We start from the raw sequence: 19977 nt of genomic DNA, 5'->3' as shown, positions 1-19977 counted from the left end.
CGACCCGCGCCGGCGTGCCGCACCCTGCGCGTGGGGCGCGGCACGCCGCGAGCAGGTGCACCGACGAGCGGAGGGTGCGGGGTCAGTCCCGGGCGCCCAGCTCCCGGGAGATGCGCCCGGCCGCCTCGGCGGCGGCCCGGCCGTGCGCGTCGAAGACCTCGTCGGTCATCCGGACGGTCGGGCCGGAGACCGACAGCGCGCCCACCGGACGGCCGTCGGCGCCCCGGATCGCCGCGCCCACCGCGGCGATGCCGTCGGTGAGTCCCTCGGGGTTCACCGACCAGCCACGGTTCCGCACGTCCCGCAGCCGGGCGCGCAACGCGTCCGGCCCGACGACGGTCCGGCGGGTCGACGGCGCGAGCGGGCCGTCGAGGTAGTCCTCGATCTCGGGGTCCGGGCAGGCGGCCAGGAACGCCTGCCCGGTGGCCGAGGCGTGCAGCGGGATCCGCTGGCCGAGCGGGAGGAACGCGCGCAGCCGGTGCGCGGTGTCCAGCCGTTCGACGAGCACCAGCTCCCGGCCGTCCGGCGCGGCGAGATGGACCGTCTCCCCCGTCGTGAGCTGCAGCTCGTGCAGCACCGGCAGGGCCCGCTCACGCAGGCCGCCGGCGTCGCGGGCCTGGTTGCCGACGGCGAACGCCCGGTAGGTCAGCCGCCAGCGCGACCGGTCGTCGGCCCGGCACCAGCCGACCTCGGCGAGCGTCTGCAGGGTCCGCTGCACCGTCGACTTCGGCAGCCCCACCGCACGGGCGAGCTCGGACAGGCCGATCGGCTGCCGGGCGCCGACCGCCTCGAGCACGCGGATCGCCGAGACCACACTGTTCGTCGCCGCCACGAGCTTGACCCCTCCGGAACGGGTGACCTAGCGTCCTGCAGGGTCGGTCCACATGGTGAACCACCGTGCCACCTGGTGGACCGATCGACAAGAGCTCACCGACGGGAGAACGACGTTGTTGCTCACCTCGCTCACGGCCGGGCACGATCTCGACCGCGCGGTCGTCGTCGGCGACGATGCGCTGTCCCGTTCCGAGCTGCTCGACCGGGCCGGCCGGTTCGCCGCCGGGATCCCGGGCGACGGTCCGGTGGCGGTGCACGCCACCGCGTCGCTGGACACCGTCGTGGCGGTGACCGGGTGCCTGCTCGCGGGAGTACCGGTCGTCCCGGTGCCGCCGGACTCCGGCCCGGCCGAGCGCGGGCACGTGCTCCGCGACTCCGGCGCGACGGCGTGGGCCGGGGCGTGCCCGGACGACGTGTCCCTGCCGCCGGTCGTACCCGGCTCGCAGCCGGTCACGGCCCGGGAGACCGATCCGGAGCGGACCGCGATGCTGCTCTACACCTCGGGGACCACCGGTGCACCCAAGGGGGCGCAGCTCTCCGGCGGTGCGATCGCGGCCGGGCTCGACGCCCTGTTCGAGGTGTGGGACTGGACCCCCGACGACACCGTCGCGCACGGCCTGCCGCTGTTCCACGTGCACGGCCTGATCCTCGGCGTGCTCGGGTCGCTGCGGCGCGGGTCGCGGGTCGTGCACACCGTGAAGCCCCAGCCCGCCCGCTACGCCGCGGCGGGGGGCACCGTCTACTTCGGGGTGCCGACGGTGTGGAACCGGATCGTCGAGGAGCCGGAGTCCGCCAGGGCGCTGGCCGGGGCCCGGCTGCTCGTCTCGGGCAGCGCGCCGCTGCCGGCGTCGTTGTTCGAGCGGATCGCCGGCCTCACCGGCCAGGCTCCGGTCGAGCGGTACGGCATGACCGAGACGATGATCACGCTCAGTGCGACGGCCGGTGGCGAACGTCGCGCGGGCTGGGTCGGGCTGCCGGTGCCGGGGGCCACGACCCGGCTGGCCCCGGCCGAGGAGGGCGAGACCGGTGCCGTCCCGGACGACGGCGAGACCGTCGGCCGGCTGGAGGTACGGGGCCCGATGCTGTTCGGCGGCTACCTCAACCGGCCGGACGCGAACGCCGAGTGCTGGTCCGCCGACGGCTGGTTCCGCACCGGCGACCTCGCGGTGCGTGACGCCGGCGGGTTCCACCGGATCGTCGGCCGCGAGTCCACCGACCTGATCAAGTCCGGCGGGTACCGGATCGGTTCCGGCGAGATCGAGGCCGTGCTGCTGGACCACCCGGCGGTGGCCGAGGTCGCCGTCGTGGGCCTGCCCGACCCCGACCTGGGCCAGAAGATCGTGGCGTTCGTCGTCGGCGAGGGCCCCGGCGAGGCGTTGATCGACCACGTGGCCGCCCAGCTGTCGCGGCACAAGCGCCCGCGGGAGGTCGTGTTCGTCGACGCACTGCCGCGGAACCCGATGGGGAAGGTGCAGAAGAAGCTGCTCGGGACCTGAGCACACATTGTGCTCGCCGGCCACCGGGGCTCGCTGCTAGCGTCCCGGATGCGCCCCCGATGGGCCCAGCGGAAGGAGTCATCGCACCGCCGACGCCATGCGTCGGCATCCCGCACGGGCCCGCGGGTGCAGCTCCTTCTCCGGTCGTGTAGTCCGGTCGTGTCGCGCGGTCCCGCAGTTCGTCCTGAGGAGACCCATGACCTGCACGTTCAACCACACCATCGTCGCCGCCCGGGATCGCACGGTGTCGGCGGAGTTCTACCGGCACGTCCTGGAGGCGGCCGACGCCCCGTCCTGGGGGCCGTTCACCAACCTGATGCTCGACGGCGGCGTCCTCATCCAGTTCGCCGACCTGCCGGCGGACGCGTTCCCGGAGATCCAGCCGCAGCACTACGCCTTCCTCGTCGACGACGAGCTGTTCGACCGGGCGTACGCACGGCTGGTGGCCGACGGCGTCGAGCACTGGGCCGATCCGCACGGCCGCCGGCCCGGCGAGATCAACCACGGGCACGGCGGGCGCGGGGTCTACTTCCGCGACCCGGCCGGGCACGGCCTGGAGATCCTGACCCGGCCGTACCTGTAGTCCCGGCGGGGCCCGGCCGGGGAGCATGATCGACGGTGTGACCGACGACGACCCGGCACTCGCCGCGGCCCGCGCCTGGCTGGCCGCCGCCCATGCCGACCCCGGCCGGGCCCCGGCCTGGATGGCTCCGCTGCTGACCGGCCTCGCGTCGGCCGGGGCCGGCGACATCAGCCGCAACGACCATCCGGCCGACCACGTCGACGCCCGCCAGTCGGCGGTGCTCGTCCTGCTCTACCGGGACGACGACGGGCCCGGTGTCGTCCTGCAGCGCCGGGCCCGCCGGTTGCGCCACCACCCGGGCGAGATCTCCTTCCCCGGCGGCCGGCGCGACGACGGCGACTCCGACCCGGCGGGGACCGCGCTGCGGGAGGCCGTGGAGGAGACCGCGCTCGATCCGGCCGGGGTGGACGTCGTCGCGCTGCTGCCCCGGCTCGTCCTGCTCAGCGGCTTCCACGTGACCGGGGTGCTCGCACACTGGCACTCCCCCGGCCCGCTGGCCCCCGCCGATCCGCGGGAGACCGAGGCGGTGCTGCGGGTCCCGCTCGCCGCGCTCGCCGATCCGGCGCACCGGATCCGGTTGCAGGCGGGCGACGGCGCCTGGCGCGGACCCGGTTTCCGGATCGGCCCGGACGTGGTCTGGGGCTTCACCGGTGAGGTCCTCGACGCCGTGCTGCGGCTCGGCGGCTGGCACCGGCCGTGGCCGCCGGGCCCGGAGCTGGACCTGGCCGATCTCCTCCGGCGCTGACCGCCGGGGTGTCCGGCACCCACGTCGACGCCGCCCGATGCCGGTCGGTGCGGATCCGGCACCGGCCGATCAGGAGCCGTCCGCTGCCGATCTGCGCTCGCCGAGTGCCGGGCCGGCGACCGGGACCGCGAGCAGCACCAGCCCGAGCGCGGCCCACAGCGGCCCGGCCGGCCCGGCGACGGCCAGAGCCGCCCCGCCCAGCAGCGGTCCGAGCGTCGCGCCGAGGTTGAGCGCCGCCGTCGCCGTCCCACCGGCCAGGGCCGGGGCGCCGGTCGCCAGGGCCAGCGTTCGCGCGACGAGCGTGGAGCCGACGGCGAACGCGGCGGCCGCGACCGGTCCGAGCAGCAGGATCCGGATCGCGCCGTCCGCCGTCGCGAGCGTGGTCCAGCCGAGCACCAGGACCACGAGCCCGGTCGTGACGAGCCCGCGGGGACGGGCGTCCGCGAACCGTGCGGCCACCGTGACCCCGGCGAACGCCCCGACGCCGAACACGGCGAGTCCCGCCGGGACCGGAACGCCGGCCGCGTCAAGGACCGAGGCCAGGTAGGTGTGGGCGGCGAACGTGCCGCCGTTGACCAGCGCACCGGCGACCAGTGCCGCGACCACCGGTGCGCGCCGCAGGGCGATCAGCTCCCGCCCGACGCCGGGCGTGGTGCCGGTCGTCCCCGTCTCGCGCGGCACCCCGGCCGGGACCGCGAGGAGCGCGACGGTGGCGACCGCGGCGACGGCCCAGAACGTGGCCCGCCACCCGAGGGCGTGGCCGACCGCCGCACCCGCCGGTACCCCCACCACCAGGGCCAAGGTCGTGCCCGCGAGCAGGGTCGCGGTCGCCCGCGCGGTCCGGCCGGCCGGTGCGATCCGCACGGCGACGGCGAGGGCCACGGCGAGGAACCCCGCGTTCGCCAGCGCCGCGACGATCCGGGTCGCGAGCAGCACGCCGAACGAGGGGGTCAACGCCCCCACCACGTGGGCGAGCACGAACAGTGCGAGGAACGCGGTCAGCGTGGGGCGCGCGGGCCACCGGCGGGCGACCAGGGCCATCGAGGGGGCCCCGACGACCATTCCGGCGGCGAAGGCCGAGGTCAGCGACCCGGCCGCGAGCGGAGGGACACCGAGCTCGGTGGCGATCACCGGTACCAGGCCGGCGAGCATGAACTCCGAGGTCGCCTGGGCGAACACGGCGCAGGCGAGGACGAGCAGAGGGAACACGGGACGACTCCGTGGTGGAGCGGGCCGGTACGGCCCGCTGACCGGTGCGGACGGCGGAGCCGGTCACGTCACCGGGAGCGGGCAGCAGAGGGCGCCGCCACCGGGAGGACCGGTGGCTACGCCCTGCTCGCCTCGGGAGTGCCCATCACCGCCGACCGTACCCCGGCCGGCCCCGCGCTCCGAGCCGGGTCAGCGGCGCCGGTGGAAGAGGCGCTCCACGATCTCGCCGTGCTGCGCCGCCGTGATCGCCGGCACGTCGGGCGGTGCCGGGGCGCCGGTGGGCCGCAGCCCGTTCAGGACGAACGTCAGCTGCCGGCGCCACGCCCCCGGCGTCACCGCCTCCATCGCCGGGATCAGGACCGTCAGCGCGGTGATGGCGATGTGCACGTCCCCCGACGTCAGGTCCGGGTGCACCGCGCCCTGCCGGTGGGCGCGGGCCACCACGTCGTCGATCAGCCGGTGGGACCGGTCGTGCCGGCGCCGCTCGGCGCAGTCGTCGCCGGCGTTCTCGATCGCGAACAGCTCGCCGAGGGCGCGGTCGGCGACCGTGAGCTCACACGCCCGCTCGAACGTGGTGACGAGCGCGGTCCACCCGTCCTCGATCGACTCGATCTCCTGGTGGATCCGCTCCAGCGACTCCCGGGAGTCCTCGCGCAGCGCGTCGTGCAGGTCGGCCCTGGTCGGGAACCGGCGGTAGAGCGTGCCGTCCCCGATCCCGGCCCGCCGGGTGATCTCGACCAGGGGTGCGTCCAGCCCCTGCTCGGTGAAGACCTCGCGGGCCACGTCGAGGATGCGGCGCCGGTTGCGCTGCGCGTCCTGTCGCAGCGCCACCGGTGGACGTGATGCGTCGCTGGCCACGCCGCTCACGATAGCAGTAGCGGAGACCCCTCTCCGGTAACGTACAGTGTCGGCAGAAGCGGAGTTGGCTCTCCGGTTCATCCCGGGCGGTCGACGCCGACCCCGCCCCGACGGCCGGAGGCAGTCCCGGCATCTGCGCACCCAGACAGGAGAGACGTATGGAGATCACCGGTTCCGAGCCGGCGGCCAGGACCGGACCCCGCGCGACGGAGTCCGAGTCGACGGCGGTGCCGCTGGTCATCTGGCTGCTGGCCGCCTCGGCGTTCGTGATGATCCTGAACGAGACCATCATGAGCGTCGCGCTCCCGGTCCTGGTCCAGGACCTCTCGATCACCGTGGGCACCGCCCAGTGGCTGACCAGCGGGTTCCTGCTCGTGATGGCGGTGGTCATCCCGATGACCGGCTACCTGCTCGACCGTTTCAGCCCGCGGCACATCTTCCTGGCCGCGATGACGCTGTTCGTGCTCGGGACGCTGGTCTGCGCGCTCGCGCCGGGCTTCGCGGTGCTGATGCTCGGCCGGATCATCCAGGCGTCGGGCACCGCGGTGATGCTCCCGCTGCTGATGACCACGGCCGTCCGGCTCATCCCGCCGCAGCGCCGTGGCGCGACGATGGGCACGGTCTCCCTCGCGATCGGCGTCGCACCCGCCATCGGCCCGACCGTCTCCGGCATCATCCTGACCTCGCTGAGCTGGCGCTGGATGTTCGGGATCGTCCTGCCGATCGCGCTGCTCGCGCTCGTCGCGGGCGCCCGCAGGCTCGAGTCGACCCGGCGGGGCCCGGCCGCTCCCCTGGACCTGCCCTCGGTCGTGCTCTCCGCCCTCGCCTTCGGCGGCCTGTTGTTCGGCATCAGCAGCATCGGCGAGTCGGTCAACGGTGAGGCCCCGATCGCGCCGTGGATCCCGATCGTCGTCGGTGCTCTCTCCCTGGTCCTGTTCGTGCTGCGTCAGGTCCGCCTGCAGCGCGAGGACCGGGCACTGCTCGATCTCCGGGCCTTCACCCACCGCCGGTTCACCGTGTCGCTGGTCCTCATCGTGCTCAGCATGATGGGACTGATCGGCTCGTTCGTCCTGCTCCCGCTCTACCTGCAGAACGTGCTGCACGCGTCGACGTTCGTCACCGGTCTGGCGATCCTGCCGGGCGGGCTCACGATGGCGGTGCTGGGAACGGTCGTCGGGCGGCTCTACGACCGGTTCGGCGCGCGCCCGCTCGTCATCCCGGGGACGGCGCTCGTCGCGATCGCGCAGTGGCTGTTCACCACGCTCGGCGCGACGTCCGCGGTGTGGGTGGTCGTCGCGATCCACCTGGTGCTGATGATGGTCGGGGTGGCCTTCATCCTCACGCCGGTCATGTCCGACGCGCTGGGGAACCTGCCGTCGTCACTCGACTCGCACGGCAGCGCGATCCTCAGCACCCTGCAGCAGTTCGGTGGCGCGGTCGGGACCGCGCTGTTCACCACGGTCACCGTCGCCGCGTCGGCCTCGGTGTCCACCGGGGTGGACGCCGGTGGCACGCAGGCCGCGTTCGTCTGCGCCGCCGTCGTCGCCACCGCCGCCGTCGGGGTGGCCCTGGCGGTCCGGCGCCGGAGCGGGGCCGCCCGGCCCGTGTCGGTCGGCGTGCACTAGTCCCAGCAGATCGCGTCGAACAGCGATCTCAGCACCTCCGCCCGCCTGGGCCGGCCGCCGCCGACCCAGGCGATCCGGCCGGCCAGGTGCTCCCGGAACGCCGGGTGCCCGGCCCGGTTCTGCGCCGCGGGACCGGTCCGGGCCGCGTTGTGCAGCAGGGCCCGCAGGTCGTCGTAGTCCCGCCGGGACGCCGCGGGCGAGCCCGAGTTCACCACCAGACCGGTCACCCGCTGCCGGTGGTGGGCCGGCGCGATCCGGGTCTTGCCGGGCCGGACCCGGAACCCCTCCTCGCGGGCGATCGCCGCGACCCGGGCGGCGAGACCGTGCACCGGGAGGTTCGCGGCACCGCTGAGGACGAGATCGTCGGCGTAGCGGCCGTACCGTGCCCCGACGGCGGCGGCGAGACCACTGAGCCGCCGGTCCAGCCGGTGCGTGAGCAGGTTCGCGACGGCGGGCGAGGTGGGTGCGCCCTGCGGGAGGTGCGGCGCGGCGAGCCGGTCGAGCAGGCGGCGGCGCGGCTGCGGATCGGCCGCGGGCGGGCAGGCCCGGAGCACGGCCGGCGGGGTCGCGGTCACGAGCAGCCCGGCGAGGGTGGTGGCCACGGCCTCCGGATACCCCGCCGTGCGCAGCAGACCGGCGATCCGAGCCCCGGTGACGTGGCTGAAGAAGCCCTCCAGGTCCAGCCGCAGCACCATCGGCCGCGCGGCGTGCAGCAGCGCGAGGGTGCGCGGGCCGCGGCCCGGGACGTACCCGTGGGCGGCCGGGTGCACCGGGATCCGGTCGAGCACCCGCCGGAGCAGCCTGCGCTGCAGCTCGGCGAGTCGCGGGGCCGGAGCCTCGATCAGCCGTGGGGTGCCCGGCCGGGACGCCGTCCAGCGCCGCCGGTAGTGACCCAGCGGCCCGTCCGGAACGTGCCGGAGCCAGCCGCCGGTGTCGGCGAACCAGGCCAGCTCTCCCTCGTCGAGGTGCAGGCCGCGCGCCACCATCGCGACGTCGGTCCACCGCGCCACCGGCCAGCGCCACACCGGCTCCGGTGGCGCACCGACCCGCAGGTGCCTGCGGGGCAGCGCGAGCAGTTCGGCCACCTGCGCGGCGAACAGGTCGTCGGGCACCGTCGGTTCCCGCCGCCAGCGGCCGACGAGGTGCCCGACGACGCCCGCGATCTCCTCCGGCCCGGACCAGCCGGAGGCCACGGCGAGCCGGTCGGTGAGCGACACCGTGTCCCACCGGCCCTGCCGGGCGAGCGCCGCGACGACCTGCGCGCCCGGGGCCACTAGGGCGTGTCTCCCATATGGGTGTCCGGACTGCCGGCAGGATGAGCCGGTGAGTTCGTCGAGGTTCGCGCTGCTCTCGGATGCTCAGTGGCAGTTGATCGGGCCGCTGCTGCCCTCCAACGCCGGGCGGCGTGGGCACCCGTTCGGCGAGGATCGCCGCGTGGTGGAGGGGATCATCTTCCGATACCGAACCGGGATCCCCTGGCGAGATCTGCCGCGGGAGCAGTTCGGGCCCTGGCAAACGGTGTGGAAGCGACACCGCCGCTACGCCGCTGACGGCACCTGGGACACCGTGCTGGCCGCACTGTTGGCCCAGGCCGACGCCAAGGGCGAGATCGACTGGACGGTGTTGACAGGTGTCGGTGGACGCCACGATCAACCGGGCGCACCAGCACGCCACGAACACCACCCGCCCCGAGCAGGACACAGGGGGCACGGTCGAACTACACGAAATCCCCTGACGGGTTCATGCCCAGCCCGCTCGGCGGACCGCGAGAACCCGCAGGTCACGGCATCGGCCGTTCCCGTGGCGGGCTGACGACGAAGATCCATGCCGCGGTCGACCGGCGGGGCCGGCCGCTGGCGGTGGTGGTGACCGGCGGGCAGCGCAACGACGGCGCCATGCTCGAGCAGGTCCTGGCCGACATCCGCGTCCCCCGCCTCGGCGCGGGACGGTCCCGCACCCGACCCGACGCCGTGGTGGCCGACCGGGCCTACTCATCCGGGGTCAACCGGCGCGCACTGGCCCGCCGCTCGATCACCACCGTCATCCCGCAGAAACGCGACGAGATCGCCGCCCGCAAACGCCGCGGCTCCCTCGGCGGCAGACCACCCGGACTCGACGTTGAGACCTACAAGGGCCGCAACGTCGTGGAACGCCACTTCACCCTGACCAAGCAGTGGCGCGGGCTGGCCACCCGCTACGACAAACTCGCCATCACCTATCGCGCCGCCACCGTCCTCAGCGCCTGCATCACCTGGTCACGCCTATTGGGAGACATGCCCTAGCCGCTCCGGGTGATGCGGCGGCGGCCGACGACCCGTGTTCGCTGTCCGCCGCGCGCCGCAGGCAGCGCTGTCCTGCCCGACGCGCGCGGGACGCCGTGCTGCGCAGTACCGGTGCACCCCGGGGTCACCCCGGAGCCGCGGGCCCCGGCCGGAGCCGGGACGACCGCCCACTCGTCCGTCCGCCGCCGCATCGTCGGCGACGCTACAACAGCGCCGGGGCCGTCACCGGCCAGGGTGCGCGCGGCCGTCCGTGGGCCCGGTGCCGGGCTCGGCGACGCCGTCGACGTCCAGGCTCACGACGATCGGGGCCTGCCCGGACCGGGTCAGCACGCACTCCAGCGGCTCGTCGTCGAGCGCGTTGATCTGCTGGCGCGGCACGAACGGCGGGACCGAGATGAACGCACCGGGGCCGGCCTCGGCGGCGAACTCGCGGTTCTCCCCCCAGGTCATCCGGGCCCGGCCACGGACCACGTAGAACACGTCCTCCAGGTCACCGTGCCGGTGCGGCCCGGTACCGGCCGCCGGACGGACGGCGAGCGCCCCGGCCCGGCACCCGCCGGGGACGTCGGTGCCGCTCGGGTCGAGCGCGTCGCGCTGGATCACGCGGACGCCGTCGTGGCGCCGGTCGGTGGACATGGCGCGACGATAACCGTCAGGACGGCCGGGCGGCCCGGAACCGGAAGGATCGCTGTCCCAGCTCGGTGGCCGGTGCCGCCAGCCCGGCGGCCGAGAGGCGGTCCGGCAGCCCGGCCGGGTCGACCACGGTCATGGTGTCGCCGACGTGGATCAGCCGGAACCGCAGCGACAGCCGCGAGTCGATCCCGGCGAACGTCCCGCCGGGCCGCAGCACCCTGGCCGCCTCGGCGAACAGCCGGTCCTGCTCCGCCGGGGTCGGGACGTGGTGCAGCATCGTGAAGCAGACGACGGCGTCGAAGCTCCCGTCCGGGAACGGCAGCGCCGCACCGTCGCCGTGCCGGATGTCGACCCCCAGCTCCCGGCCCAGGCCGTCGCGCAGGTCGGCGGCCAGCACCGGATCGACCTCGAGCGCGGTGAGCGCTCCGGCGCGGGGCGCCAGCCACCGGGTGGTGACGCCGTAGCCCGGGCCGATCTCGAGCACCTCGCCGTCGAGCTCGACGTCGCGGGTGGCCCACGGGAGCGTCGTGCCGTGCATCCGGTCCGCCCACGAGTCGGAGCGGCAGATCCGCTGGTGGAGCACGTTCATCGCCATGGTGGAGGACGCTAGGCCGGATCCGGCGCGGCCGGGAGCCGCTAGGCTGCCGGTTCGTGTCGCGTTCCGGCCTCCCGGTCCACGCGCCGGACCTCCCCGGCGCGGCGGTCGTCGTGTCCCGGATCCCGCTGGACCGCGGGCACGTGTTCGGCGAGCACAGCCATCCCGCGCACCAGCTCGCCTGGGCCGCCCGCGGGGTGCTGCGGATCGGGCTGGGTGCGACCAGCTGGGTGCTCACGCCGGGCCGGGCGCTGTGGATCCCGGCCGGCGTCCCGCACGTGACGACGGCGACCGAGGCGTCCGCGATGCGCGGGGTCTACCTGTGGCCGGACCGGGTACCGGACGGCGGGGACGAGCCCGCCGTGCTCGGCGTCGATCCGCTGCTCGCCGCGCTGATCGACCACCTCGCCGACACCGGCCTGGACCCCGGCGAGCGCCGGCGGGCCGAGGCCGTCCTGTTCGACCGGCTCCGACCGGCCCGCGACGCCGGTGGCCCCGGCACCGCGGTCCGCCTGGTGTGGCCGCGCGATCCGCGGGCCCGCCGGGTGGCCGACGCGCTCGCGGCCGATCCCGCCGACCCGCGCGACCTCGCCGCCTGGGGACGGCTGACCGGGGCCGGCGAACGCACGCTGTCCCGGCTGTTCCGGGCCGAGACCGGGCTCGGCCCGGGCCGCTGGCGGGCCCAGCTCCGGGTCCGGGCCGCACTGGAGCTGCTCGGATCGGGCCTCCCGGTCGCGACGGTCGCCCGCCGGGTCGGCTACGCCACCCCCAGCGCGTTCGTGGCCGCGTTCCGCAGGGCCACCGGGGTCACCCCGCCGGCCGCCCGCGGCAGCACCCGCTGAACACCCGGCTCAGGCGAGCGCCGCCGCCACGACCACCGCCGTCAGCGTGCCCGCGCCGACGAGCACGGCGAGCACGGCGCCCCGCCAGTCGCGGTCCCCGGGTTCGACGTCGTCGCGGCGGGCCACGGCGAGCCCCAGGCCGGCGCCGAGCACCGCGCACCCCAGCACCCAGAACGGCAGCACGGCCCACCCGATCTCGCCCCGGCTCCAGGCGACCGTCAGGAAGAACACCGCCCAGCCGAGGGCTCCGACCAGCTCCGGGAGCCGGAACGGGCCGCGGCGCAACCAGCCCCCGCGCGCGGTGACGAGCACGGCGAGCCCGGCGTACACCGGGAACACCACGGCCAGCGCGAGCTGCAGCCAGCCGGTCAGGTCCGGGCCGTCGGACCCGCCGCCGAACAGGTCCGGCGCCTCCAGCAGCGCGAGCGCGATCCGGTCCACACCACGGTCGGAGTTGCCGAAGACGACGACCGCGCGGTCCCGGCCCGGTTCGGCCAGCACCGACGTCGAGATGCCGCCGGAGCCGCCGTTCTTCCAGAGGAACGTCCGCCCGTCGCCCTCCAGGGTCTCCCAGCCGTACCCCATCCGGCCCTGGTCGGAGTCGAACCGCGGCCGGGCCGCCGCGGCCACCGCGGACCCCGGGTCGTCCAGCGCGCCGACGTAGCGGACGAGATCGTCCACCGTGGACCACACCCCGATCCCGGCCGGCGCGTCGCCGGGGCTGATCCAGGCGTGCAGCGGCCGGTCCTGCCGGCCGTGGCCGAGCGCGGCACCGGCCGGGCGGGCGTCCGGCAGCACCGTCGAAGCCATCCCGAGCGGGCCGGTCACGACCCGCTCGACCAGCTGCGGGTACGGCGTCGACGTCCGCTCGGCCAGCAGCTGGCCGAGCAGGGCGACGCCGAGGTTGGAGTAGACGTCCTGCCCGCGCGGTCCGAGGTCGGCGCCGTCGGCCGCCGCGAACACCTCGTCGGGCGTGCGCCGCTCCGGTGCGGTGCCGAGCAGGCCGTTGCCGTAGCGGGCCAGCAGGTTCGCGAACCCGCCGGAGTCGACCGGCAGGCCGGAGCGGTGTGACGCCAGCTCGGCGAGGGTCACCTCGCCGACCCGGCCCCACGACCGCTGTGGCGCGACGTCGCGGACCCGGTCGGTGCCGCGCACGACGCCCCGCTGCTCCAGGTCGGCCAGCACCGCGCCGGTCACCGTCTTGGTGACCGACCCGATCTCGAACGGCGTCGTGGTGTCCAGCGGAGCGCCGTTCCCGTCGTCCCCGATGCCGGCCGCCCGCACGCTCCCGCCGTCGACCACCGCGGCCACCAGGCCGTGCCGGCCCTCCCCCGCGAGCCCGCGCAGGCGCTCGGCCAGCGCCGGGTCGCCGCTGGTGGCCGGCCCGGGACTCGCGGGGACGGGGGCGAGCAGGGCACCGAGCGCCCCGCACAGGAGAGCACCGGCCAGCATGCCCGCCAGGACACGCCGGCCGGTCGAGGTGTCCGCAGCGGTCATGCCGCTACGTTATTCCGGAATTACGGTTGACTGCAACTCAGCCGGCGGTGAGCAGGCTCAGTGCGAACCGCTCGTCGGGATCGGTCCACCGCCGGGTCGTCGTGAACCCGGCCGCGGTCGCGAACTCGTCGATCGCCTCCGGCCGGAACTTCGCCGACACCTCGGTCACCAGCTCCTCGCCCGCGTCGAACGCGACCTCCAGGTCCAGCTCGGCGACCCGCACCCGCAGGTCGCGGGCCGCGCGCAGGCGCATCTCGATCCACGAGTTGGCGGGGTCCCAGTGCGCGACGTGGTCGAACGCCGCCACGTCGAAGTCCGCCCCCAGCTCCCGGTTGAGCACCCGCAGGACGTTGCGGTTGAAGTCCGCGGTGATGCCGTCGGCGTCGTCGTAGGCGGGCACCATCACCGCGGGATCGGTGACCAGGCCGGTCCCGAGCAGCAACTGCTCCCCCGGCGCGAGGATCTCCCGCACGTGGGTGAGGAACGCGTGCCGCGGACCCGGGAGCAGGTTGCCGATCGTCCCGCCGAGGAAGGCGATCATCCGCCGCCCGCCCGGATCCGCGCCGGGGAGCCGGGCCAGGTCGGTGGTGAAGTCGCCGACGACACCGTGCAGTGTCAGGTCGGGGTACTCCCGGTGCAGCTCCTCGATCGCACCCTGCAGGGCGGACTCGCTGACGTCCTGCGGGACGTAGCGGCGCAGCGTCCCCGCGGCGAGGAAGGCGTCGAGCAGCAGCCGGGTCTTGGTCGAGGACCCCGACCCCAGCTCGACGACCGTGTCCGCCCCGGACGAGCGCGCGATGTCGGCGACCGAGTCGGCCAGCAGCGCCCGCTCGGTCCGGAACGGGTAGTACTCCGGCAGGTCGGTGATCCGTTCGAACAGCTCCGAGCCCCGCGCGTCGTAGAACCACTTCGGCGGGAGCTCCTTGGGTACCGCGGTGAGCCCGCGGGCCACGTCGGCGCGCAGGTCCGCCCTGGCGTCGGAGTTCGTGAAATGGACGTCGAGCCGGGTGGTGCCGGTTCCGCCCGCCGCGGACACCGTGCTTCCGGCCGGGCTGCCTGCTGGACTGGTCACTGCTCTCCTTCGCGTCGCCGGTGGGGTGCCACCGGGTACAGCTCGTGACGGCCCGGTCGGGCGATCACCAGGTGCCGGTCGGGCACCTGAGTCCAGTCGGGGAACGCGTGCGTGGGTTCGGACGCGACGGTCGTCGCCCCGGCGGCCGAACGGACGGCCAGCGCGTGCCGCCACGCGGTCGCCCACACCGTGCCGCCGTCGGTCAGCAGCAGGTTGAGCCGTGATCCGGGTGCGTCCCGCTCGACGTCGGCGCACACCCCGGCGAGCACGTCCGCGGGATCGGCACCGGTGGCGAGCCGGTGGCGCACCAGCGCCCACAGCACCGCGGCGTCGGTCGGGGCGTCCAGGGTCAGCAGGTCGGTGACCGGCAGCCTGCCGGCGAGCGCCGCGAGCGACCCCGGCCACCCCCGGACGACGCCGTTGTGGCTGAACAGCCACCGGTCCCCGGTGAACGGGGCGGCGGCCGTCTCCACCACCGGCATGCCGACCGTCGCCGAGCGGACCGCCGCCAGCACCGCCCCCGACGACGTCGCCCCGGCCAGCGCGGCGAACGACGGATCCGCCCACATCGGCTTCGCCGAGCGGACCCGGACCGGCCCGGCCGGGCCGCCGGCGGTGGCGGGCGGGTACCAGCCCACGCCGAACCCGTCGGCGTTGATCGTGCCGCCGCCCCGCATGTCGGCCGGGGCGTAGGACTGCGCGAGCAGCCCGTGCTCCGGTTCGAGCAGGAGCGCGGCCAGCGTGCGCGGGGGACCGAGATGTGCCAGGTGCCGGCACACCTCAGCGGTCGCGTTCGGCGGGCGAGGCGTCCCGGGCGAGCCGGAAACCCGAGAAGATCTGCCGGCGCACCGGGTGGTCCCAGTTGCGGAACGTCGCGCGGACCGCCGCCGGGTCCGTCCCGAACGAGCCGCCGCGCAGCACCGCGTAGTCCCCGCCGAAGAAGACCTCGGAGTACTCCGGGTACGGGAACATCCGGAACCCCGGGTACGGGTGCCAGCCCGAATCGCACCACTCCCAGACGTCGCCGAGCAGCTGGTGCACCCCGAGCGCCGACGCGCCCGCCGGATAGGCGCCCACCGGGGCGGGCTGCAGGTGCCGCTGGCCGAGGTTGGCGTGCGCGGACGTCGGGTCGTCGTCCCCCCACGGGAACCGCCGGGAGCGGCCGGAGGCCGGATCGAACCGGGCCGCCTTCTCCCACTCGGCCTCGGTGGGCAGCCGGGCACCGGCCCAGCGGGCGAACGCCTGGGCCTCGTGGAACGTCACGTGCACGACCGGCTCGTCGAGCGGCAGCGGCTCCACGACGCCGAACCGGCGCCGCCACCAGCCACCGCCGGAGTCGCGGGACCAGAACCGGGGTGCGACGAGGTCCTCCGCGACCCGGTGCGCCCAGCCGGCCTCGGTCCACGGCCGCGGGTCGTCGTACCCACCGGCGTCGACGAACTCCGCGTACCGGCCGTTGGTGACCGGGTAGGCGCCGATCCGGAACGCGGGCAGGTCGACGACGTGCGCCGGGCGCTCGTTGTCCAGCGCCCACGGCTCGGCCGAGGTCCCCATCTCGAACGGGCCGGCCGGGACGAGGACCTCCGCATCGGCCGCGACCGGGCCCGGTGCCCGCGGCGGGGCGGGTGCGTCCAGGACCGCGGCACCGCTGCGGAGCTGGTGGGTGGCGAGCATGGTCTCGTCGTGCTGCTGTTCGTGCTGCACGATCATCCCGAAGGCGAAACCGTCGTCCTCCAGCGGGCGGCCACGCAGCGGGCTGCGGTGCAGCGCGTCGAGCGCCTTGTCCCGGACCTCCGCGACGTAGCCGCGGGCCTCGGCCGGGGTCAGCAGCGGCAGCCCGACCCGGGACGAGCGGCTGTGCTGGAACGCGTCGTAGAGCCCGTCGATCTCCGGGCGCAGCGGCGTGCGGCCGCCGACGTCGCGGACCAGCCAGAGCTCCTCCTGCGAGCCGATGTGCGCGAGGTCCCAGACCAGCGGGGACATCAGCGGCGAGTGCTGCGCGGTCAGCTCGCCGTCGTCGAGGTCGGTGAGCCGGGTGCTGCGCTCGCGGGAACGCGCGAGCAGCGCGGCGACCCGGTCACGGGTCGTCTCGGGTGACTCGCCGGGCACGGCGGGTCCGGTGGTCGGCTGCACGGTCATCGCACGCCCTCCTCGATGCGGGACGGTTCGGTTCCGGTGCCGGGTCCGGGTCGCGGATCCGCACCGGTGCGGGTCGCCGTCCGGTCCGGACCGGCGTCTCCCAGGTACAACCCCCGCGGGAACCCGACGGCCGGCGGTCCGCCGCTGTCGCGTTCCAGCGGGAACGGCTCGTCGGCCGGGCACCGGCCACGCAGCACGCGGTACTCGGTCACCTCGGCCAGCCGGGACAGCACCGCGCCGGGGGCGGTCACCAGCGGGGTCCCCGCGGCCCGCAGGACGCCGTGGGCCAGCGGGAACAGCGCGGCGGCCGCCGCGCCGAGTGCCGGGTCGGCCAGCGCGTCGCGGGCGGCCGTGACCCACGCGTCGCGGACCGGCTCGCAGATCTCCCTGGCCCGGTCGACGATCGCGGGCGAGGACGTCAGTGCGAGCAGCACCGCCGCGGGCAGCGTCCAGTCGTCACCGGGCTGACCGTCGACGTAGCGGACCTCCAGGTGGCCCTGCGGCCGGACCGGCGGGAACAGCGTCGACACGTGGTAGTCGAGATCGGCCCGGGTCGGGGGCCGGGCGAGCACCCCGTCGCGGACCTGTCCCGAGGCCCACTGCCCGAACGTCACCCCGGGCGGTACGTCCCAGGAGCCGGCGCGGGGCACGCACAGCAGCGGGGTGTCGACGACCCGCCGGGCCCAGGTCGTCGCCGGGTCGGTGTCCCCGACCGGCGGTGGGGCGGTGCGTGCCGGGTCCAGGCTCAGCCAGCACGCCTGCCGGGAGGACTTCCAGCCGGTCCGCCGCCCGTGCTGCACCGGCGAGTTCGCGAACGCGGCGAGCAGCACCGGACCGATCTCGTGCAGCACCGCCCACCGCTCGGCGACCGACGCCGCGGGTCCGGCGTCCAGGCTGAACTGCACGGCGGACGTGGAGCACATCCCGCTGCGGCCGTGCGGGCCCACCCGGTCGAATACGCATTCCATGGCCGCGTAGCGCGGAAGATCGAGTACCCGCCGGGCGGGACGTACCGGGTCGGCGGCACGCGCGTGCGGACGCAGCCCGTGCCGGGCGAGGAGACGATGGAGGTGCGCCGTGTCGGCGGAGACGTCGCCGACCAGCGACGTCAGCCCGGACGCCGGGGCGCTGGAGATCTCGACCTGGCCGCCCGGCTCGACGGTGACCGCGCCCCCGGCGGGAAGTGGCCGCCCGTCGGAGCCGGGATCCAGGGCGGGTGGGGCGTGCGCGCCGAGCGCCGCACGCAGGGTGTCCGGGTCGATCGGCTCGGCCGGCCGGGCGGGCCGGTGGAGCATCCATTCGATCTCGACACCCACCAGGGCAGGGGGACCGTGTTTGAAGCAGACCGAGGCCACGTACGCCTCGGCCGCCGCCCGGCTGCGGAGGACACCGTCACCCCGGCCGGCGCTCGCGTGCGCTGTCACCGCGAAAACGGTACCCCTGTCGGGTGACGACCGCAGGTCGTCCGCGGGCGGTTCCGGTGCCCCGCGGGCGCGGTTCCCGGCATGCCGGACAACCGTACGGAATACTGGCGGGCATGCCCCGCGTCAGCACCGACCAGCTCACCGCCCGGCGTCGGCAGATCCTCACCGGTGCGCGCACCTGTTTCGCCGACCACGGCTACGAGGGCGCCACCGTGCGGCGCCTCGAGCAGTACACGGGGCTGTCCCGCGGGGCGATCTTCCACTACTTCCGGGACAAGGAGGCGTTGTTCCTGGCCCTGGCCGAGGACGACGCGGACCGGATGGCGGCCGTCGTCGCCGAGCAGGGGCTGGTCCAGGTGATGCGGGACCTGCTGGACGACCGCTCGGACCGCAGCTGGCTCGGCACCCGGCTGGAGGTCTCGCGCCGGCTGCGGACCGATCCGGACTTCCGGGCCCGCTGGCAGGAGCACTCCGCGGCCCTGACCGCCGCGACCCGGGCCCGGCTGGAACGACAGGCCGCGGCGGGCGCGCTGCGCGACGACGTCGCGGTACCGGTACTGGCGCAGTACCTGGAGCTGGTGCTGGAGGGCCTGGTCTCGCACCTGGCGATGGGCCTACCGGTGGACGACCTTGACGCCGTCCTCGACGTCGTGGAGAACGGGGTGCGCGCCCGCACCCACAGCCCCTGACCTGCGGACCCGCCAGCGGGCCGACCCGCGGGCGGCGAGCGCCGCCAGCCCGCCGGCGACCAGCACGACCGCGAGCACCCCGGCGGCGGGCACGAGCCAGAACGCGTAGACCCACGCCGTCGTGCTCACGACCCCGCTCGCCGCGGCCACCGCCGGGAGCAGGACCAGCCCGGCGAGCACGGCCAGCACCGGCAGGGACACCGTGCGCCGCCGCCCGGCGAGCCGACGGGCACGCCCCGGGGCGCGCAGAACCGCTGCGAGCAGACCGGCGGCCAGCAGGACCGTCACCCCGAGCAGGGTCAGGTCGATCCGGCGCATCGGGTCCGTCACCGGCGGGCCCGGATCGACGCCGTCCGCCCCGTCGACGAACTGCCCGGCGAGCAGCGCGGGAGCGCCACGCCCGTTGGTCAGCACGAACGCACCGGAGCCGGCCGAGGAGATCGTGATCGCGCTCGACGCGGTCCCGATCGCGCCGCTGTGCGCGGCCAGCACCCGGCCGCCGGCGCGGTCCTCGATCCCCCAGCCGAGGCCGTAGCCGCCGGTCGCGGGCGCCGGGGTCACCGCATCCCGCATCGCCGCGGCCCCGACCAATCGCGCCCCGCCGGGGACGGTCCCGTCGCCGAGCCGGAACCGCAGCCATCGGGTGAGATCGTCAGCGGTGGTCACGATGCCACCGTCACCCGCGCACAGCGACGGGATCTCCGGGGCCGGTACCTGCACCCCGTAGGCGCCGACGTGGCCGCGGGCGAGCCCGGGTACCGCCGCGTCACAGCGGTCGGTGGCCACGGTGCGGTCCATGCCCAGTGGACGGAACACGGCATCCGCCAGATGGTCGCCGAACGGGCGCCCGGTGACGACCTCGACCAGCCGGGCCACGACCACGTAGTTGGCGTTGAGGTACTCGAACCGGGTGCCCGGCTCCGCGGCGAGCGGCAGCCCCCGCAGCCGCTGCACCAGCGCGGCCGCGGACTCCTGCGGGGGCAGCGCGAACTCGTCGACGTCGGCGTCGGACAGCCCGGAGGTGTGCGTCAGCAGGTGCCGCACGGTCATCCGCTGCCCCCGTGGGTCGGCGACCGCGAAACCGGGCAGCGCCGCCGCGACCGGCCCGTCCAGGTCGAGCCGGCCCTGCTCGGCGAGCCGCTGCACGGCGAGCGCGGTGAACGCCTTGCTCATCGAGGCGATCCGGAACGGGGTGTCCCCGGTGACCGGGTCGCCGTCGGAGGTCCGGCCGTACGGGACGGTCGTGGCCCGGCCCTGCGGCCCACCCGTGACGACGACGGCGACCGCACCGGGGACGGCGAACTCGGCGGCGTAGTCGTGCAGCGCGCCGGGGCCGGCCGCGGTCACCGGTGCCGCGACGGCCGTACCGGCCGCGGCCACCGCGACGACGACCGCGAGGACGAGCCCGCGGAGCACGGTCGACGGCCTCCCCCGGCCTGGACCCGGTGCGGGAC

General features: G+C 75.6%; 18 protein-coding genes and 1 pseudogene. 7 read left to right on the top strand and 12 right to left on the bottom strand.

What is annotated here, in order from left to right; translation table 11 throughout:
* Positions 1-82: 82 nt before the first annotated feature.
* Positions 83-832: an IclR family transcriptional regulator gene (locus AFB00_RS25185; RefSeq protein ID WP_068799247.1), complete on the bottom strand. Its 750-nt coding sequence runs from the start codon at positions 830-832 to the stop codon at positions 83-85.
* 52 nt (positions 833-884) lie between these two features.
* Here AFB00_RS25185 and AFB00_RS25180 point away from each other — a divergent pair, with 52 nt between their 5' ends.
* The 3 genes from AFB00_RS25180 to AFB00_RS25170 all read left to right on the top strand — a co-directional run bounded on the left by AFB00_RS25180 (position 885) and on the right by AFB00_RS25170 (position 3658).
* Positions 885-2330 (top strand): acyl-CoA synthetase, encoded by a 1446-nt coding sequence (locus tag AFB00_RS25180; RefSeq protein ID WP_083275814.1) that lies wholly within the window; start codon positions 885-887, stop codon positions 2328-2330.
* Between the two features lie 196 nt (positions 2331-2526).
* Positions 2527-2913, top strand: coding sequence for a VOC family protein (locus tag AFB00_RS25175; protein WP_068799245.1), 387 nt, complete (start codon positions 2527-2529; stop codon positions 2911-2913).
* A 37-nt stretch (positions 2914-2950) separates the two neighbouring features.
* Positions 2951-3658 (top strand): NUDIX hydrolase, encoded by a 708-nt coding sequence (locus AFB00_RS25170; protein WP_156819717.1) that lies wholly within the window; start codon positions 2951-2953, stop codon positions 3656-3658.
* A 69-nt stretch (positions 3659-3727) separates the two neighbouring features.
* Here AFB00_RS25170 and AFB00_RS25165 read toward each other — a convergent pair whose 3' ends face one another.
* Positions 3728-4810, bottom strand: a complete 1083-nt coding sequence (locus AFB00_RS25165) for an MFS transporter (protein ID WP_068800641.1) — start codon at positions 4808-4810, stop codon at positions 3728-3730.
* A 246-nt stretch (positions 4811-5056) separates the two neighbouring features.
* Complete coding sequence (locus AFB00_RS25160; RefSeq protein ID WP_068800640.1) at positions 5057-5725, bottom strand: TetR/AcrR family transcriptional regulator; 669 nt, start codon at positions 5723-5725, stop codon at positions 5057-5059.
* A gap of 158 nt (positions 5726-5883) precedes the next feature.
* On the opposite strand from AFB00_RS25160, the gene AFB00_RS25155 reads away from it, so the two are divergent.
* On the top strand, positions 5884-7350 hold the full coding sequence (locus AFB00_RS25155) for an MDR family MFS transporter (RefSeq protein ID WP_083275812.1): 1467 nt from the start codon (positions 5884-5886) through the stop codon (positions 7348-7350).
* Here the strand turns inward: AFB00_RS25155 and AFB00_RS25150 are convergent.
* A complete protein-coding gene (locus tag AFB00_RS25150) occupies positions 7347-8624 on the bottom strand; it encodes a reverse transcriptase family protein (protein WP_231974062.1) in 1278 nt (425 codons plus the stop codon). The two genes, AFB00_RS25155 and AFB00_RS25150, sit on opposite strands and share 4 nt — an antisense overlap.
* 70 nt (positions 8625-8694) lie before the next feature.
* On the opposite strand from AFB00_RS25150, the pseudogene AFB00_RS36435 reads away from it, so the two are divergent.
* Positions 8695-9632, top strand: a pseudogene (locus tag AFB00_RS36435) (IS5 family transposase).
* Positions 9633-9854: 222 nt separating this feature from the next.
* Here the strand turns inward: AFB00_RS36435 and AFB00_RS25140 are convergent.
* On the bottom strand, positions 9855-10268 hold the full coding sequence (locus tag AFB00_RS25140) for a cupin domain-containing protein (RefSeq protein ID WP_068799243.1): 414 nt from the start codon (positions 10266-10268) through the stop codon (positions 9855-9857).
* Between the two features lie 16 nt (positions 10269-10284).
* Positions 10285-10860, bottom strand: coding sequence for a class I SAM-dependent methyltransferase (locus AFB00_RS35675; RefSeq protein ID WP_068799242.1), 576 nt, complete (start codon positions 10858-10860; stop codon positions 10285-10287).
* A gap of 56 nt (positions 10861-10916) precedes the next feature.
* Here AFB00_RS35675 and AFB00_RS25130 point away from each other — a divergent pair, with 56 nt between their 5' ends.
* A complete protein-coding gene (locus tag AFB00_RS25130; RefSeq protein WP_068799241.1) occupies positions 10917-11702 on the top strand; it encodes an AraC family transcriptional regulator in 786 nt (261 codons plus the stop codon).
* Between the two features lie 9 nt (positions 11703-11711).
* Here the strand turns inward: AFB00_RS25130 and AFB00_RS25125 are convergent, their stop codons facing one another.
* From AFB00_RS25125 to egtA, 5 genes are read right to left on the bottom strand one after another with little or no spacing between them, the layout of a single operon-like run.
* Positions 11712-13199: a serine hydrolase domain-containing protein gene (locus tag AFB00_RS25125; RefSeq protein WP_068799240.1), complete on the bottom strand. Its 1488-nt coding sequence runs from the start codon at positions 13197-13199 to the stop codon at positions 11712-11714.
* A gap of 37 nt (positions 13200-13236) precedes the next feature.
* A complete protein-coding gene (gene egtD, locus AFB00_RS25120; protein ID WP_197519994.1) occupies positions 13237-14235 on the bottom strand; it encodes an L-histidine N(alpha)-methyltransferase in 999 nt (332 codons plus the stop codon).
* Positions 14236-14267: 32 nt separating this feature from the next.
* Positions 14268-15050, bottom strand: coding sequence for an ergothioneine biosynthesis protein EgtC (egtC, locus tag AFB00_RS25115; protein WP_068799239.1), 783 nt, complete (start codon positions 15048-15050; stop codon positions 14268-14270).
* A 1-nt stretch (position 15051) separates the two neighbouring features.
* Positions 15052-16410, bottom strand: coding sequence for an ergothioneine biosynthesis protein EgtB (egtB, locus tag AFB00_RS25110; RefSeq protein ID WP_068799238.1), 1359 nt, complete (start codon positions 16408-16410; stop codon positions 15052-15054).
* Positions 16407-17834, bottom strand: coding sequence for an ergothioneine biosynthesis glutamate--cysteine ligase EgtA (gene egtA, locus AFB00_RS25105; protein WP_068799237.1), 1428 nt, complete (start codon positions 17832-17834; stop codon positions 16407-16409). The genes egtB and egtA overlap by 4 nt, the downstream gene beginning before the upstream one ends.
* 113 nt (positions 17835-17947) lie before the next feature.
* Here egtA and AFB00_RS25100 point away from each other — a divergent pair, with 113 nt between their 5' ends.
* Positions 17948-18523, top strand: coding sequence for a TetR/AcrR family transcriptional regulator (locus tag AFB00_RS25100; protein WP_068799236.1), 576 nt, complete (start codon positions 17948-17950; stop codon positions 18521-18523).
* Here the strand turns inward: AFB00_RS25100 and AFB00_RS25095 are convergent.
* Positions 18449-19939, bottom strand: a complete 1491-nt coding sequence (locus tag AFB00_RS25095; RefSeq protein ID WP_068799235.1) for a serine hydrolase domain-containing protein — start codon at positions 19937-19939, stop codon at positions 18449-18451. The genes AFB00_RS25100 and AFB00_RS25095 overlap by 75 nt on opposite strands.
* Positions 19940-19977: the final 38 nt, after the last annotated feature.

This window comes from Pseudonocardia sp. HH130630-07 (assembly GCF_001698125.1).
Taxonomy (GTDB): Bacteria; Actinomycetota; Actinomycetes; order Mycobacteriales; family Pseudonocardiaceae; genus Pseudonocardia.
Note: the sequence above shows the minus strand (reverse complement) of the source record. Positions and strands in the feature narration are given on the sequence as shown.

Coding starts and splice junctions, on each gene's coding strand:
- AFB00_RS25180 (WP_083275814.1), top strand. CDS start 885: ATGGTGAACCACCGTGCCACCTGGTGGACCGATCGACAAGAGCTCACC.
- AFB00_RS25175 (WP_068799245.1), top strand. CDS start 2,527: ATGACCTGCACGTTCAACCACACCATCGTCGCCGCCCGGGATCGCACG.
- AFB00_RS25165 (WP_068800641.1), bottom strand. CDS start 4,810: ATGCTCGCCGGCCTGGTACCGGTGATCGCCACCGAGCTCGGTGTCCCT.
- AFB00_RS25155 (WP_083275812.1), top strand. CDS start 5,884: ATGGAGATCACCGGTTCCGAGCCGGCGGCCAGGACCGGACCCCGCGCG.
- AFB00_RS25140 (WP_068799243.1), bottom strand. CDS start 10,268: ATGTCCACCGACCGGCGCCACGACGGCGTCCGCGTGATCCAGCGCGAC.
- AFB00_RS35675 (WP_068799242.1), bottom strand. CDS start 10,860: ATGGCGATGAACGTGCTCCACCAGCGGATCTGCCGCTCCGACTCGTGG.
- AFB00_RS25125 (WP_068799240.1), bottom strand. CDS start 13,199: ATGACCGCTGCGGACACCTCGACCGGCCGGCGTGTCCTGGCGGGCATG.
- egtB (WP_068799238.1), bottom strand. CDS start 16,410: ATGACCGTGCAGCCGACCACCGGACCCGCCGTGCCCGGCGAGTCACCC.
- AFB00_RS25100 (WP_068799236.1), top strand. CDS start 17,948: ATGCCCCGCGTCAGCACCGACCAGCTCACCGCCCGGCGTCGGCAGATC.